Origin of the sequence: Endozoicomonas sp. ISHI1, from assembly GCF_024606225.1 — a bacterium.
In the GTDB taxonomy this organism is placed as follows: Bacteria; Pseudomonadota; Gammaproteobacteria; order Pseudomonadales; family Endozoicomonadaceae; genus Endozoicomonas_A.
Genome location: NZ_JAGRPU010000010.1, coordinates 28,508 through 44,611 on the forward strand (window position 1 = coordinate 28,508; position 16,104 = coordinate 44,611).

Here is a 16,104-nt window from a genome sequence, read left to right on the forward strand (position 1 = left end):
TCAACCAGACTGAAGGGGTTCCCGGTTGCCATTATAAGCTCTACGGTGAAGAGGGCCATGATACTTTCCTGGTTCGCAACGCAACAGCGGACGTCTATCCGGGACCAGGCCATAACCGGCTTGCTGCGGGTAAACAGGCCAAAGTGTTTGTCAGTTTTGATTCGGATCAATCGCAAACCTTCGGGCTCTCTTTGCCATCTCCGCCAGAACAGCTCAGGGCCACTAACTGGCATTCCGTTGAGCCAGGGCAACTGGTCAGCCATGGCGGGGCCCTTACTGGTGAAAACAGTGCAGGCTTCAAGAATGCCCGGCAGTTAACTGAAAGAAGTCAATGGCTGGAAATACCGGGCTTAGTGACGGGTGGAGCCATGACACTGTCATTACAGTTGCGGGTTTCTGGTCTGGACCAGGCCTTTCTTCCCATTATTTATTTTGCTGATGCCGTTGGTCGTCATGGCATCAGGGTGGATAAAACCAACCGTGATGATCTGGTACTGACATTTTCCGATGCTGCTGCTGAAACTATCTTACATAAGCGGGTCCCTGATTTTTTTCAGGATGGCCAGTGGGTGCACCTGACGCTGCGGGTCAATCGTGCAGGCCTTGTGGACATTTATAAAGATGGGAAAAACGTGTTGCAAGGCGTCAGGGTTGAGGTGCCAAAACGAATGATCAGGCCCATGAATTTTTTGGGTCGGGAAGCGGTGGCGCTGGGCACTCAAAATCCCAGTAACGCCACTTTGACTGTTGCCGGGCTGATGGTGGTCGATCATTCGATGGCAGAGGAAGCCATTAGCCAGCTGGCCAAATCCCCCAGCGGAAATCTGCTGAAGCTGTCGTCTGAGTGTGATTCGATTGAGGTGGCCCTGACCGATTGTCCAGACTACCTGGAGTTGGGTGACAGGCACTACCTTGATGGTCAGGAGACTGTCCGTTCCTGGCTCAAGTCCGTTGAACGTTTACCGGGTATGGTTCCTGTAGCCGATGGCAGACACATCTTTGTCGCGGATGACAACAGCAAAAAGGGGTTGTTTCAGCAGGGCGATGGTTACAGTGAGATTGTCGAGGCTCCGGGGCGTGCCGACTTGTTGGTGGTGAAGGTTAATCGGGATAACCAGGCTGTTTTTCGCAAACAGAATGATGATTTGTTGATTTATCTTTTCAAGGATGGCGAAAGCCTGGAAACCGCTTCTTTGACCGGCATTTCGGATCGGAGACGCTATCAGGGTTATTTTAATAGCAATCATTTAAACCGGGTTGAGCGTATCGAACTCAATCATCGGGTTCTGCTGTCGGAAGACGTTTGGTCGCTCACCCGCGATTTTCCCAAACCATCAAAAATCCTCAACAGGGCAAAACTTGAGGATGTCAGGGTGCTGGAACGCCAGGGGCAGTTGATGCTGTTCTTTGGCGGGAACCATTTTCCCCTGGGCATGACGCTGGGTCAGTTGTGGCCCGTTGCCTGGGATGACTATGAGAGTCATCATCCATTAGTCACAGTAAGCTGCCAGACGCTTCTGCCCACCAGAGGGGCGAAGGCAGTCTGTTCCATGTCGGCCATGGATTGGCGAGGCTTGGCCAGGGCTTACGGTCAGGTGTTGCTTTCCGGCTCGGACATCAGTGACGAACACTTGCTGAAGCTGAGTGCCCGTAATGTCTTTGAGAAAACGGCTGGGTTCTGCCCATTAAATGACAATGCCGGGTCCTCATCAAACTGCACAGTACGCCTGGGTACTCCGGATGCTGATAACTGGCACTCATCAGGGGAGACGGGTGCCTTTTTTGGGCTGGGCGGTGATGATCAGTTCACGGTAACGGATTTACGCTGGGATTATCTCGGAGGCGGTGAGGGATATGATTCACTGGTGCTTGCCCCTGTGGTCACTGTCGGTGCGTCGTTTATTGTGGACGGAAACCATCAGCACATTGTCGTTGATGGGCAGGTGCAAGGCTCAGTGTCCGGATTTGAGTTCATTCACTGGCAGGTACCCGGTTCCGGCCAATTCATCCCACCACCGGAGGTGACCCGGTTAACGGTTACCCTCGGTGATGTGCAGGTCAAAACCGGAGCCAAGTTGGACAGCATTGTCGTGGGTGGCACCGGGACTGTCCGACTGCTGGATACCGGTTGGCACTCGGTGACCTTCTCCTGCAAGGACGATGGGACCGGGCTTGATAACGTCCATTTTAACCATCCGGGCATCAGGTTATCTGACCTGATGGTTCAAAAGTTTGAGCCAGTAACAACGTTTGAAAATACCCTGACGGGTGGAGAGATGACGCTGTCCTGTTTTGTGAGTCCTGATGCGTCTGTTTCTGCCGAGGTTGAGTTGTTTGATTTTTCTGACTTGTCGGACAGCGACAAGGGGTCAATGACCCTGTTGGTCAGTCAGGGGAAGGATCTGGTTATCAGGGTATTGCCTGCTGAGGGGAGTGAACGAAGGATCGTGGCCAACGACTTTTTCCCAGCGGGCAAAAAAACGCACCTGCTGGTGTCCCAGGATCAAAGCCATTTGATGATTTATCAAAATGGCCGGCTTATCCAGTCTGAAACGCTTGCCCCTCTGCCTGTGGCTATGCGCAGCAGAACGCAGATAGGCGACAATGCCAGGGGTTGGCTGGACGCTGTGGTTTTGGTGGCTGACAGCGTTAACGCCAGAACCGCACGTTTGCTGGCAGAAACACCCACAGGAAAGTTGACCCGGTTAAAACGAATCGATTCCCCTGAGCTGGGAGTGGTGGTCAAAGGGGGCAATCCAAAGACGGTCACTGTGGGTCAGCAGCTCTTAACTCTGGATCAATGGCATACGGCCTTTGTTGAGAGCAAGGGCATGACACCTTTAGGAAGCTTCCGGGAAGATGCTGAATTGAAGGCGTCAGCGGTTAGCCCTGATGCTGCCAGTTCGGTGAACGCCACCATCGCTCCGGTACCCTCAACTGCAAAGCCTGTAGCTACCGTCGAAAATCCGTTTACCCCCACAAAAAGCACTCAGTTTATTCAGGTAACACCGACTCCCACCCCATTAGAGCCAAGTGTTCCACCCCTTGAGTTTCCTGATTTTCCATTGACTGTTCTTAAACAGGAGTCGCCTGAATTACCAAAGATAACGGGGTTAAGTGAGCTGATTGGCAGAGCAAACTCGGATGAGCCTGTGTTCAAGGAGCTTGAGACCCTGCCTTGTTTTGCCAGTGGCTTGCCTGCTTCAGCTACCGGTAATAAAAGTCAGTTCTCGTACAATAGGCTTCAGTGCAATGAAAGTTCTGTCGAATTGCTTGAGAATCAGCAGGCACCCCAACCGCTGGTTCTTCAGGGTGATCAATGGTCGCTATCGGGGGTAAACTGCTCTGCGTCCTGTACGCCTCTGGTGCCAACTGGTGCCTCTCCTGCTTCTCCTTTGCCCATACAGCATGAATGCTTTTTGCCCTGTAATGTAACAGGTTCAACGACGGATGACGATTACAAGATCCCTCAGTTAACGCCCCTTTCTTATGGAGACGCTATCGACTGTTACATGCAGTGTCAGGGCCCGGCCGCTTCAATGCGAGCTGAGTACAATCAGCCGGTAGAGGTCGATCTTGGTCTGCAACGGGTTACATCGGGTCAGGCACTGGATGTGCTTCTTAAAGAGATCAGGGATTTTAAATGGGACAGTAAGACAGATGTTTTGTTAAAGGGAAATGATCTTGCCAACACCCTTGAGCTGGGCTCATCTGCCTCGAATGGGCAGGTTCAATCAGGGCCGGACGATGACCATATAAGGCATCGATCCCCGGGGAAAATGGTTTATAAATACGAAAAATGGGGAGGCAGAGACCTTATACAGGTATTGGGAGAGGGAAATCTGGAGCTGGATTTTGGCGATGTGGCTATCAATAAAATCACTTTAACGGAAAGTCATGGCGTTGTTGAAGTTGAAGTGAAAGTGAAACATGAGGGTGAAGAAGCGGCGGATCTGTTTTATATCACCGGGAAATCTAAATCAGGAAAAGACAGTTTTCACCAGCCGCGCCTGACCGGTATTCGTTACGGCGGTGGCAGCCTTCAACATGATGACCTGAATGTTCTCATCCAGAGTATTAACCAGTTTGAAAACAAGCTTCAAACGTCGGTTTCCCCATCGATCTCGCCGACTGCTGCCCGGAGTGTGGCGTTGGTTTCGACTTCCTTTGCCGGGTGAGTGGTTGAACCGGCTAAAGGTAGATTTCATTACGCAGGTAAGCCGAGCTGGTCAAAGAAAGCCCGGTTTCTCTCTTTTGCTGATTGCAGTAGGCGATCATAAGATATGACTTCAATGTAAGCATTTCGAGGCTTGTTATAACCAAAGAAACCCATTCCATCATAGATTTCGGTCAGGCTCGCCAGCTCGCATCGTTCTACCATGGTTGGGGTCAGGTCGCTAATGACATAGACATAGCCGGGTATTTCCAGACTGTTCCTGATAGGTCTGCCTGATGTGGTTTTTACCTCGCCTTCACGGATGCGCTTCAGGTAGCCAAGAGCTTGCTCAATAGGGTTTTTGTCTTCTCCTTCTGAGGCATCATTCCTCATAGGTCGCTTGATCTCAACCACTGTCAGGGAGGCTAAGGGCATTGATTTTTTTTCAGAAACCAAAATGGGATTATCATTAATGTTCAGTGCACACAAGTCAGGCTCTTTCGTAGAACTATCATCCGTAATGGGCATGGATCGAAGTGATTTATCGGAGGCCAGAAAATCATGGAAAGCCAGTCTTTCATCAATAAGCCAGAGGTTGCAGGCATCTGTGGAGACTTCTTCAGAGGTTTTCCGCATGGGCATAATAAGCTGATGAATCAGCTCTTCATGAACATATTTCCCGTTGTCCATTTGTCCAATATATTTCTCTAACAAATCAAGAATAACACGTCGATGAGAGACATAGCTGGCCAGGTCTGACTTCTTAAAATCCTCTGCTTTTTTGAGGTAGGCTTTCAGTTTCTTCTGATATAAGCCCATATCACTTTCAATGGCCGGATTTATTATCTCGTGACCCTCTACCAGCAACTGGCGCTCAATGTCGGAATACTGTTTATGCAACAATGTATCCAGTTCTTTATCGCTCATCCTGGGGTCAACAGAAAACTCCTGCTGATTGATCAGGTGCATTACCGGTCGGTATCTGGGGGCTTTTTCGGAGACGAACTGGTTGATTCTCTCACGACCGGCCTTGAGGTTTTCACTCAGATAATTGCTCAGGTACTGCTTGCTTCTGGCCTGAACATGACGTTGCATATCTTTGAAACTGACTTCGACATCCTCAAGAATCCCCCCTATATCATCCGCTATATCAAATGCAGTGCGCTCGGGACGAACATGGTCGTCCAGATAGTCGGATGAAATGTAGCAGGTATAGATGAACTCACCAGCCTCATCCGATATTTTGCCAAACAGCCCCGGGATTTGATGACTAATGGGGATTTCCTGCACCAGCCTGTTAGCCGCGCAAAGGGCGAGAGAGTGCTTCTTTTTGGTCGAAGCATGAAATTTTATGTGGGTCAGTCTGAACGAATAGCCTTTTATATCGATAGTTTCTTTACTGGCTTTGCTATGCATGTACTGATCAAACAAGTTTTCCAGGGCAATAGTTTCTGTCCCATCCTTTATCGTTATACGGGGTACAGAATCTTCTCTGACAAAATACCAAAGACAATGTTCTAATAAAGCATTAGCGATGCTGGTCGCCGTTTTTGGGCAGGCATCACGATACTTTTTATCGAATCCAGATAATGTGAGGATAGAGAAAGGCCCTTCGCCGTTCGGGTCAGGCTCAGGATCCTGAGTCTTTATCCCCTGAGCGGCAGTGAACGAGAATTGCCGTTTAACGATACCTGACGAGTCTGATTTGAAGGCGCTGGTAACATCCGCTCTATCGAATGCTTTGAGCCATAATAAACGACCCACTCCCCGGCACCCTTTTGCTATTTTATGATCAGAGTCAAGGGTTTCAAATGATGCCATGTTTTCTTCGTTGAAGCCTATGCCATTATCGTGAATTTCAAAGCCGACTATTTCTGAGCAGTACTCAGAGTTGTCAAGCTCAGAGGAAGCCTGCTGACTGCGTAGTATTTTGAGTGTCACAGTGCCGCCTGTGAGCAGATTGTCGTTTTCTTCAAGGGCTTGTAGAGAGTTAACAACGGCTTCAAAAACCGGGAAAAGTCCATGACTCTTGCGCAGATTCGTGTTCCTTAACCTTCCTGTCAGATTGGTATGCAGGCTCATTATAGACAGGCTCCTCAGGCAGGAAGTGCTTTTTACCAAAATTCAGCGAACTGAAATATTCTATACAGATCCTCAGAGGGCTGCTGACTTTATTATTGCTTAGCCATTGCGGAGCTTCCCGATGCTGCTCGGAATCAAGGCTTGAGCCTCTGCCTGTGAGGGTTTCCGGGTTTAGCGAAATCGTCGTAAACCAAACCATAGCGAAAGCGGGTGGCTGGTGTGGCTCTTAACGAACAAGCATTCCCGGATGGTTAGTTGTTTGGGAAGGCTGGGCGAAACTGCAAGACCGTCTCCACACCTACCGGATGACACGGGGTGTGGAGATCTGATTAAGAGATAGCCTTTAGGGCGGGTAGTTGACTTCCTCGTTTGAGGCTTTTTAGTGGATAGCTAGTTATCAGCATCAAAGAAGCCTCTGGCCCAGTTTAACCCTTCACTGATTAGTGGGCCTTCCTTTTATTGTGATATGTTCTTATATCAAAGCGCATAAAGTTCCCGCGTGTGGGGCGCCGCCACAGGCCGCGTCCCAGCCAGCTTGCTGGCGACACGACGCAATTGATATGTACGGTCTCAATGTTTTGTTTTGTTTTGTTTTGGAGGGGCTTACCGGAATACTGAAGAGGTAAAGAGTATCTTTGCTAAAATTTTGTTCATTTGGCCACTCTATTGAACCAAATGCTACTTTTACTATTATTTTTGCAACATAACGAGCCTGTAGAAAAACCCAAAAACAAAGCCGTAAAATTTGCGGCTCTTGTTATTAGCGAGTGCTGATCGGTGATCTTCAGGCTCCCGGTTAATTTATAAATTTTCCATTCTGGCTTATTACCAGTCTGAGAACTGTTCAGAACACTGCAGGCGCTTCTGGTGGGGCAAACTGTTCACACAAACACCGATCAGTGTCGTTTCAGCGTTTCTTTTTGATCTTCTCCATCCGCTTTAGCAGTTTCTCGCCGCCAGAACCATGGACTTTCTTGAGATTGTGCAAAGTGCACGTCAACTGCCACCGGGCATTGACCTTGGGCCGTCCTCGAAACGTGAACCGGGTGAGTCCCATCTCCTGCATATGGCCGAAAGGCGGCTCGGCAATGGCGAGTCGTTTTCTGTAAATCCGTTTTCCTGCCGGGCTGTCGATCCTGTCTTTCATCAGCTGCAGAGCATTGGGCTTCTTGTAGCCTTCCAGTTTGTAACGGAGCACTACGGAACGCGCTGAGGGTTGATCAGGTTTGCGCAGGCACTGAGCTTTTTTATCGGGCAGACCCGACAATGATGATGTTTCTTCCTGTTTATCGAAGGCAAAATCTTTCAGGGTGAAGCGGCCTGAGGCGGTAGGCTTAACGTGATTCTTTGCCAGGGCCGCCCGTTCTTTTTTGTGTTAGGTGCTATTCTGAGCATTTGAAACTCAGGAGTGCATTAGGTGAAACACGTGTCTTTACTGTTGTGTCTATTAGTATTTTGTCCATACTTGTTCGCTCATGAGTACACTCAAAAACAACCTCAGGTCAATTTTTCTCAAATAATAAATTTAGAAAAAAATCCACAGTTTGTAACTTTTGGTATTATTAACAGTGTTGTTTATATAGCAGTTAGCACAGCATCTAATGTGGTTTTCACAAAAAACAAGTATGACTTAAATGAAATTGATTTGTTCATAAAAAACTCTAGCGTATTGGAATTTGTTTTTGCGAATTTATTGTCCTCGGTAGGGGATTTTCTGGTTGTTATATTGCCTACAACCTTTATAAATGTTTTTTTAGAAAGGATATCTGATTATTGTTTTGAAGATAATGCAACAACTAATTTGATAGCTGTTTATTTAAGCAGAACTTCTAGTTCTTGTGTTATATCATATTACTATTTAACACTTAATGAGCCGCTAAGGGATCTTCTGAGTACATCATTCTTCCTAATTGGAGTAAACACATATATCGATCATGGCGTAATTGCAACGCTGTTATATATAACACTCTCAACGTTTGTTGCCCATTTACGTTTGAGATGTATTGGTTGGTAGATATAGACAGGCACCTAACCGCAAAGCTGTCGGGCGCACAGTATGTGCGTCCTGTTGAGCGTGTTGTTAGTTAGCGTGTTACTTGCCGACGAGGTGCTTCACGATCTGGATCAGAAGCTCTTCGCTTTTGCCAAAACGCCGGTCAATCGCTTTGTTGAATGCTTTTTGTTCTGCAATAAACGCATCAACCTCTTTGAACTTCTCACGTTGTTCATTGAGGATCAAAGAGACAGCTCAGTGAGTAGTTTCAAGAATTTTGTCGTTTTCTTGGAAAGCATAGTCAAGAGCGTTTACTTTGGCTCCTGGTGACATAGGTACTACCTGTTTTATTGAATGAGCCATGAGCGTAGCAGACATTGAGAGATTGCACAGAGACACCTAACGCCACGAAAATCATGAAAGTGCCTGCCCAGCAAGGACTTCAGCCAGATAGCGTGTACTCATAGCGCGGCTTTCTTTTGTTTTCTCTTCTCTTCAGGCCTGCTTTGAAGGTTTTCGTGTTGTTCAGCAGATTGACTGCAATATGTCTAAAGCCTGCCAGGAGCCTGTCGGACTTAAGACTGTCCTACTGCGGTTGCAATAAATTGGTCTAAAAATTCCTGCTTCTTCGTCAAATAGCTCGCTATTTTCCCCAGAATCAGAAACTTTTATCCTCAATTTCTTGCAATCCTCGCTACGCACGCTCAAGTCCGACAGGCTCCTGAAATTTGTGCTCCGTCATTTCTTAGGATGCGACTCTCGTCTTCTTTCATCGCAACATCGAGTTTCCAGTGAAGCTTATTCTCGGTGTGCCAATGCTCTCGGCTGGCCTTACCCAATTGCTCAGCCGTTAGCTCTGCAGAGCTGATTAGCTTGTGGTCGACTTTCCAAGCTTGGCGTGGGTCACTGATAATAAAGAGTTGTGAAATCAAATCGTGAGCATTCATGCTGTGGCTTTATCCTGATGCGCAATTATAAGACCGTAGACGTATTAAAAAGAAAGCAAATATAAGCTACAGGCCAATGATCTCAGGGGGGCATGATTTTTCCCTAGTGGTGTGGGGAAAGTTGGAGAAAGACAAACTCTTACCCGATTATGCGTCGTTCTTGATTTCCTTCATGTTTTGTAAGTAAACAACAAGTTCATGTACATTAGTACAGGATTCTGCATCATTATTTCGGTTAGCTTTAGCAAAAATTCTTGACGAGTGTGCAATAGCAGGTGCTAATGTTCCTTCAATTATTGATTTCTCATATAATCCTCTTTGAGTTTTTTTGTACTCAGGCAGATATTTTCTTAAGTCGTCAATTGCTTGATCCGCTACACTCTTCTTTTGAGTAGGAGCATAAGGTTTTGTCGTAGCGTTGTAATGGAGCAACAGCCAAAACTCAAAAGCAGGATTTGACGTTATTGCAATGAATTTTACTTCATCATCCAATTTGTCTTTAGCAAGTACCGTATTTATTTCGTCAACACGCTGAATTGCATCGAAAAATGTTGAGTGCCGATCTCTATCAAAAATACAAAAAATTACATTATATGTATCCCCTGACAAAAGCTCTCTACGATATAGATTGTAAGCATAATTAACTACGTTTATAGGGCTTGAGTCACAAGAACCATCTATTTCAATATTTGCAGAGTCAAGGTCATGAAACAATCTAATTTCTTCGAAATAAAACGGCTCTGTTTTTTCCCCTTCAGAAACGATTAATGCTCTATCATAAGGTTTTCTCTTAGCTTGATTTCTCTTATTATCCTCTGCTTTTCTAGCTTTTCTTTTGTGAAATAAATCTTCACTGCCCATCATTAGACCCCAAAAACTGAAAATTGCTTACTAGCGGCAAAGCACCATAACGACCTGATAGATATGCCTTCTCTAAATTAGAGACACCTTTTCTAGGGCTAAAATCTGTTAAAGGATAAATCGTTGTCGATTGATTTTTATCTTTATTACAAAACCAAATCTGATCTCTCCTAAACACATGTTGATCTAAGACAGAAGTTTCATGTGTTGTAAATACTAATTGTGCATTATGTGGATTTGTCTTTTGATCATTAAATAACTTGATTAAGAATTTAACCATATTTGGATGTAAGCTGTTATGTAGCTCATCAATAAACAATACTTTTCCATTTCTTAAGCAATCAAGCCAGTGACCAGCAAAAGAGAATAGTTTCCTAGTCCCGTCAGATTCTTCATTTAGATCAAAAAATACATCTTCACCTTCAGAATTTTTGTGAACTGTTTTGATATCGACAATCTCTTTTCCTTCTAATTCATTAATAATTTTATTTTTAAGTTCGTCTGGCATATTATTTGGCAGAAAATCTTTTTCAATTTTTCTTGTTTCTAAATGAATATCATTGATATCTAGATCAGCAGATTTCAAAAAATTTAAAACTTCGCTCTTTGAGTCTTTATCATTACATAAATTTGTGGTGAGTCCTGGTCCCCAGCCGTCAATTCCCGCTACTCTTAAAGACTTATTAAACCAGTCGAAAACAGGCTTTAACTGTTCACTATTCAGCATTACTGCTGTTGATAAGAAAAGAGAGTTGGATTTAGTCGCATCTTTCCAAAGTTGCTTTTGCCCTTGGAAGTGCGATGAAAAATCCCAAACATACTCTTGAGCTTCACTATCATAAGCTCGAATAAACCACCTCTGCGGCCTACCCTTGGGAGAGGCAAAAAGCCATTCATCTCTGATTTGATCTTCAGTTAGAGAAAAACCGTATTGATATTTTACTCCTTGAACAAGAAAGACAATTTCAAATTCTGTTGGCTCTTTAACAGATTTATTTGATAGGCGAAACGGTGAGACTGGAAGCTTGTCACCTCTTTGAGAGTCCTTAGCCGATTTTTTTACAATAGACTGCATGGTTTTCAATGCTGAAACAAAGTTTGATTTACCAGCAGCATTAGCTCCATAAATTACAGCAGATCTTAATAAAGATAGTTTTTTAGATGCTTTAATTTCAAACGAATTATCGACCATCTCATTACCCAGCATTTTTGTTAGGTTTAAAGATTGCCGTGATTTAATTGATTTATAGTTTTCTACAAAAAATTCAATAATCATTGGGTTACCGAAGTTAATTATTAACAGTAATTCTAGCTTAAATTCAACTCTAATGCGCCTTTTAGATGCGAAATATGGCATTTATATGCAAAATACAGAACTATTTTCGTCCAAGCTTGAAGTTTAATCAAGATGCATAACGCCTGCAGTAAGGGCGCAAACGCAGTGAGCGTAACACGGCAAAATCATGAAAGTGCCTGCCTAGGAGCCTGACCGAGAATAGCTGCCCTACTGCGGCGGCAGCAAATTGGTCTGAAAATCCGCTTTTGTTCGTCAAATAGCTCGCTATTCTCCTCACAAAACCGAATTTTCATCCTCAATTTTCTGCCGTCCTCGCTACGGGCGCTATTCTCGGTCAGGCTCCTAGCAAGGACTTCAGGCAGATAACGTGTACTCATAGCGGCTTTCTTTTGTTTTCTCTTCAGGTCTGTGGCTATTCCGGTGCATTCGGTCACTCAGTCCGGTAACATCCGGCCAGTGATTTAGTGAGCATTCATGCTGAGGCCTTATCCTGATGTGCACTTCTGTATCCAGACGATTGACCCGGCAGATCACCTGAAGCAAATCATGATCCTTCATGAACTCATCTAATGAACGTAAAAATTGACGCTACCGCCCGTGGATTTGACCATTGTCTTTTATTGACGCCGGGGAGCATGGGACCAGATAGCTCAGGAGTGAAATTTTTGGATAGCAAAATATTGTGCGCTTATGAAAGGTGAGACGGTAGGTGTGCCTTGGCGAACCCGTGCAAGCTCGCTGCAATAAAGTCGTTGCGTTGAGTTCGAGCGTGTTACACTTTTGTACGAGGCGATAGGAAACGCAAAATAATGAAATTAGGAAGCGAAGGAACGGGCAGGAAGCTCCCACATCTGGCTCCATCTTCAGACTTGCCCAATGAAGTCCAGGGGGTTCACAAGAAAGAGATTACCCGCAAGCAGATAGTGTCTCGCTCAGAACACAAACCCTTCCGGTCACTGGCTGAAAGGGGGATTGAGGCGGTTCCCGTTAAACCCGGTCTGTTGACCCGTGCACTCAGTTCACTGTCGTCCAGTTTTCTGTCTTTCTTCAGCTCTGCGATTGCATCGGTTGCCAGCAACAGTCAGAAAGAAGTTCGCGATTTAATCAATAGACAGCTGGAAAACCAGACAATAATCCATCGAGATATTAAAAAGCTTGAGGAAGGTTTGAAGCCTATTGAGGGGAGACTGCAAACTTTGCGCGAAAGTGTCGAGCTTCTGACTCCTGAACAGATAGGCGAATACGGTGATCTGATAGCAAAGCAGCTCACAAAACACGAGCAGCTGGTTATCAAGAGGGCTCATTTAAGAAAAACCGTTGAGCAGGTGCAATCTTATGAACAGAGTCTGTCTGCCAGTAAAAGTCAACAGTCTCTGAATATGAAAGTGTTGGAAGAGAATATCTCAACCGGCATTGAAGCCCTCATGCTACTGAAAGATGTTTTTAATAAAAGCCAGAAAAAGAAGCACCAGGGCAAGGTGTTTGAAATGCGTCTGGGCGATATCAAAGTGACCGATCCTGACCGTTATGATTTTCAGGTTAAAAATCTGGTGGTCAATGTCGGGCGTTTCTGTTTTGAGAAGGGTTATCTTGAGCTGGAAGTGCCGGAGCTCTCTGCCCATTGTTTTTCTGAGGGGGAAAGCAAAGCAGTTGGCCCCATCAAGATGAAGGGGAGCTGCCGGGTTCGCATTGGTGAACCTCTTGCTGAACCCTTGAACAAATTATTGACTTGTAGAAAGACAGAGATTTTTAGCGCCTATAAAAAAGTTTCCGAAGCATTGAACTCCCTGTCTGCAGAAACATCCGGACTGGCTGCGCAAAGGCGGCTGGGCGACATCATTCAGTGTTCGGTTGATGGTCTGGAAATGGCTGGGGGGGAAGTGAAGTCAGATCTGTTCACTGAAGCAATGGGAGAAGGGATCATCCGATTATTCTCTCCGCTTGTGACAACCTGGAAAAAAGAACTGGGTGCCCATAGCCTTAAAGAGTCCAGAGTTAAAGAAGCTGGCGATACTGTGAAAGCCGAAAGTTTTGCAGCCCTGTGTCAGGTAAGAGAAAAATCGATAAAGATGTTGAAAGAGGATCTTCCAAAGATCAAGGAAAGTAAGACGAAAAAAGCCTGTCAGGCCATACTGGCGGAATACCGGACAGACCTGAAGCGATCCCGAAATGTGTTGCAGAAGAAGAAAGAGGCGCTATCGGCTCAGAAAAATCATACGGCGGCTGTTGTGTATCGAGAGGCCAATGCCGGAAAATCTGTCCAGTCTTACCAAAATGCCCTGAAGCTCTTTCATACCTTAAGAGGGATTACCAGAAGGCAAACGTCAGGCCAGTCAGCGTCTGAATCGATTCATTTCAGCGAGCAGCGCATTGACTTCACAGACACTTCCCATGCCGAATTATCGTCCGCGTCTCTCAAGCTTTCCGGGTTCAGCCTGGGTGATGATGGTGTGCTTGAAATCAAAGTGCCTGATGTTTCCCTGAATCTGGGGCTGGTCAACGAAGTGTCTGATACCTGTGAAGCGTTTCCGGCCAGCTTCAAAGACGTCTCTCTGAAAGTGAGTTCACCCATGGGAAGGATTGTCCATGAAATACTGCTGCTGGACTTTCCTCTTGAGTTTCGGGCACTGGAACGGCTATGGAAACAGTATCAGGCTTGTACCTCTGAACATTACAGCTCTCTTGGTGCCCATGAGCCTGTTAATGTGGCCAGTTACTTTTCTGTCGACATAGGCAGTATGGCTCGTTTGGCAGACGGGGATGTTCGGATTGAAGCTGTAGAGCGACCGGATGAAGATAAAGAGTTGATGGTTCTTGCCGTCTCTCGTCTTATGGGACAGAAGCTTGAGGTCGGCGAGCTGGGTCAGCTGTTTCAAGAAGAAATGGGTATGAATCCTCAGTCGTCCAGTCAGCTTATGAACCTGCTTTGTCTGGGCTTGCTGGGGGAACCGGAACCTTTGATGAACCCTGCGGCTTTAGTGGATGCACCCCTCAAAAATACCGTTGAACAAGTCTCAGTCTCAAGATCTCCGGAAGCTCCTTCTCCTTTTAATGAGCAGAAAGATTTATCGAGTCCTGCTAAACCGACATCCTTACCTAAAGACGTTGAGGTGACTCCAGTCATCAATCAAGAAGGTGATATTAGAGTTAATTCGCTCCCTCAAAGATCAAAACAAACATCGAGTCCTCCTTCTGAAACCCCGGGAGTTAATAGCGATGCCTTGTCAGAGAGTAAAGGTGAAAGCAAGAAGCAAGTGTTCAGGGCACTTCAGGAGGGCGGTGAAAAAACAGTACTGTCCAAGACAGAGATTCGTATGGGCGACCTAAGCCGTTGTCCGGGGGTCAGTCAGTTGAAAGCAAGGGTTAATGGTCACACACCGCAAGTGAGCTTTGCCCTGAAAGCGCCTGTTCTCAAGGTTCTGGGCAAGTTACCTTTGCTGTTGAGTTGGTTGGTGGGATCTGATCTGTCTTTATCGGTTCAGGCTCCCCTGAAAGAGGATGTAGTCCAACTCAGTCAACCTTCCCTTCAAGTTCATAGTGCGAGAGTGCCTTTTTTGGGTACCTGGCTTGCCAATTTTTGGTTAAAGCGTGCCTTGGCTAAAGGGCAGTTAGCCATTAACTCCCATCAGAGTGAAGGGCAGGCGGATCTGCAATTCGTGGGGGTTGAGCAAGCCTGAAGTCAGGATCAGCCCTTCTGTAGTGAATTCTGTCTCGTCCCGGTCTACTTTGTAAGGGGCATAAACTATAAAAACACTGACCCGAAGGATAACTGGCTATAAATGCCTTCTTGCGTTTCGGCTATAGTTTGTTGGCTGGGACGATTTAGCGCGGTTCGTTCACTGATGTTAAAACTCGAAAAAACACAGATCTTTTTGCAGCAGGAGGCTAAAAACAAGCACGAGGCTTTGCAGTTGGCTGGCAGCAAAATGTTGGAAACCGGATTGGTTTCAGCCGACTACCTTCCGGGCATTCACGCCCGGGAGACGCTGGCTTCCACTTTTCTGGACAACGGTATCGCCATACCCCACGGCATGCCTCAGTCTCGCCATGCCATTAAAAAAACGGGTGTGGTGGTCATTCAGTTTCCTGAGGGCGTTGAGTGGGGAGTGAATCAGCCCGTTTTTCTGGCCTTTGGCGTAGCGGCCCACTGCCATGAGCACCTCAGGATTCTGGGGGGGCTTACCCGGGTTCTGGATGATCGCCTTCTATGCCGTTATCTGGCTCGTACCCATGAGCCTGAAAAAATTATCGATGCGCTGGAGGGCAAACCTCTACCGGGGCTTGGCAGTCTCAGTGAATGGCAAAAGGCTTACTTAAATCAAAGCCGGAGAGAAACCTCTGAAAGAGGCTGGGTCAGTCGCACATGCACTAGAAGCAGGGAGCTGACCAGGGAGTATCTCATTAACAATATCAATGGTTTACATGCCAGATGTGGCAGTGCCATGATTGCCGCCCTTACGCACTATGACACCCGTGTATATGTGCGCAATGTCAGCAAGAATGGTGAGTATGTCAACGGCCGCAGTCTGGTCAAACTGCTCGGCCTTGAGCTGGTTTGCGGTGAGACTCTGGGTATCAGGCTTTCCGGTCTTCATGCACATGAAGCGTTAAAGCGGCTCGACCAGTTGATTTCAGAAGAGTTTACTTTGATCTAGCAGCCTGTCGGACTTAAGGCTGTCCTACTGCGGTTGCAATAAATTGGTCTAAAAATTCCTGCTTCTTCGTCAAATAGCTCGCTATTCTCCTCAGAAGCAGAAATTTTTATCCT

General features: G+C 46.2%; 11 protein-coding genes (1 of these 11 running past the window's edge). 4 read left to right on the forward strand and 7 right to left on the reverse strand.

Annotated features, from left to right (window positions below):
- Window positions 1-4,178: the final stretch of an anthrax toxin-like adenylyl cyclase domain-containing protein gene (locus tag KBW69_RS08415; protein ID WP_257280591.1), read on the forward strand. It extends 25,183 nt beyond the left edge of the window; only the last 4,178 of its 29,361 coding nucleotides appear in the window; the start codon falls outside the window, past its left edge; the stop codon is at window positions 4,176-4,178.
- 29 nt (window positions 4,179-4,207) lie between these two features.
- Here the strand turns inward: KBW69_RS08415 and KBW69_RS08420 are convergent, their stop codons facing one another.
- Entirely contained in the window at window positions 4,208-6,238 is a 2,031-nt protein-coding gene (locus KBW69_RS08420) for a hypothetical protein (protein ID WP_257280592.1), read from the reverse strand.
- Between the two features lie 907 nt (window positions 6,239-7,145).
- Window positions 7,146-7,505 carry a transposase gene (locus KBW69_RS08425; RefSeq protein ID WP_257276350.1) on the reverse strand — a complete coding sequence of 120 codons (360 nt, stop codon included), beginning with the start codon at window positions 7,503-7,505 and terminating at the stop codon, window positions 7,146-7,148.
- 150 nt (window positions 7,506-7,655) lie between these two features.
- On the opposite strand from KBW69_RS08425, the gene KBW69_RS08430 reads away from it, so the two are divergent.
- The gene (locus KBW69_RS08430) at window positions 7,656-8,252 is read left to right on the forward strand and encodes a hypothetical protein (protein ID WP_257276351.1); all 597 of its coding nucleotides are present in this window, start codon (window positions 7,656-7,658) and stop codon (window positions 8,250-8,252) included.
- 78 nt (window positions 8,253-8,330) lie between these two features.
- On the opposite strand, the gene KBW69_RS08435 is transcribed toward KBW69_RS08430, so the two are convergent.
- The 5 genes from KBW69_RS08435 to KBW69_RS08460 form a co-directional block, all read right to left on the reverse strand.
- The gene (locus KBW69_RS08435) at window positions 8,331-8,477 is read right to left on the reverse strand and encodes a hypothetical protein (protein ID WP_257280593.1); all 147 of its coding nucleotides are present in this window, start codon (window positions 8,475-8,477) and stop codon (window positions 8,331-8,333) included.
- A gap of 458 nt (window positions 8,478-8,935) precedes the next feature.
- Window positions 8,936-9,178 carry a hypothetical protein gene (locus KBW69_RS08445; RefSeq protein ID WP_257280649.1) on the reverse strand — a complete coding sequence of 81 codons (243 nt, stop codon included), beginning with the start codon at window positions 9,176-9,178 and terminating at the stop codon, window positions 8,936-8,938.
- A gap of 147 nt (window positions 9,179-9,325) precedes the next feature.
- Window positions 9,326-10,042, reverse strand: a complete 717-nt coding sequence (locus KBW69_RS08450; RefSeq protein WP_257280594.1) for an RloB family protein — start codon at window positions 10,040-10,042, stop codon at window positions 9,326-9,328.
- Window positions 10,029-11,315: an ATP/GTP-binding protein gene (locus KBW69_RS08455; protein WP_257280595.1), complete on the reverse strand. Its 1,287-nt coding sequence runs from the start codon at window positions 11,313-11,315 to the stop codon at window positions 10,029-10,031. The genes KBW69_RS08450 and KBW69_RS08455 overlap by 14 nt, the downstream gene beginning before the upstream one ends.
- Window positions 11,316-11,690: 375 nt before the next feature.
- Entirely contained in the window at window positions 11,691-11,894 is a 204-nt protein-coding gene (locus tag KBW69_RS08460) for a hypothetical protein (RefSeq protein WP_257280596.1), read from the reverse strand.
- A 251-nt stretch (window positions 11,895-12,145) separates the two neighbouring features.
- On the opposite strand from KBW69_RS08460, the gene KBW69_RS08465 reads away from it, so the two are divergent.
- Both KBW69_RS08465 and KBW69_RS08470 read left to right on the forward strand, forming a co-directional pair.
- Window positions 12,146-15,013: a hypothetical protein gene (locus KBW69_RS08465; protein WP_257280597.1), complete on the forward strand. Its 2,868-nt coding sequence runs from the start codon at window positions 12,146-12,148 to the stop codon at window positions 15,011-15,013.
- 165 nt (window positions 15,014-15,178) lie between these two features.
- Window positions 15,179-15,991 (forward strand): PTS sugar transporter subunit IIA, encoded by an 813-nt coding sequence (locus KBW69_RS08470; protein ID WP_257274981.1) that lies wholly within the window; start codon window positions 15,179-15,181, stop codon window positions 15,989-15,991.
- Window positions 15,992-16,104: the final 113 nt, after the last annotated feature.

Bases quoted from the DNA above. Each gene is read 5' to 3' on its own strand.
- KBW69_RS08455 (WP_257280595.1), bottom strand. From the start codon at position 11,315: ATGATTATTGAATTTTTTGTAGAAAACTATAAATCAATTAAATCACGG.
- KBW69_RS08420 (WP_257280592.1), bottom strand. From the start codon at position 6,238: ATGAGCCTGCATACCAATCTGACAGGAAGGTTAAGGAACACGAATCTG.
- KBW69_RS08465 (WP_257280597.1), top strand. From the start codon at position 12,146: ATGAAATTAGGAAGCGAAGGAACGGGCAGGAAGCTCCCACATCTGGCT.
- KBW69_RS08460 (WP_257280596.1), bottom strand. From the start codon at position 11,894: ATGAAGGATCATGATTTGCTTCAGGTGATCTGCCGGGTCAATCGTCTG.
- KBW69_RS08445 (WP_257280649.1), bottom strand. From the start codon at position 9,178: ATGAATGCTCACGATTTGATTTCACAACTCTTTATTATCAGTGACCCA.
- KBW69_RS08450 (WP_257280594.1), bottom strand. From the start codon at position 10,042: ATGATGGGCAGTGAAGATTTATTTCACAAAAGAAAAGCTAGAAAAGCA.
- KBW69_RS08470 (WP_257274981.1), top strand. From the start codon at position 15,179: ATGTTAAAACTCGAAAAAACACAGATCTTTTTGCAGCAGGAGGCTAAA.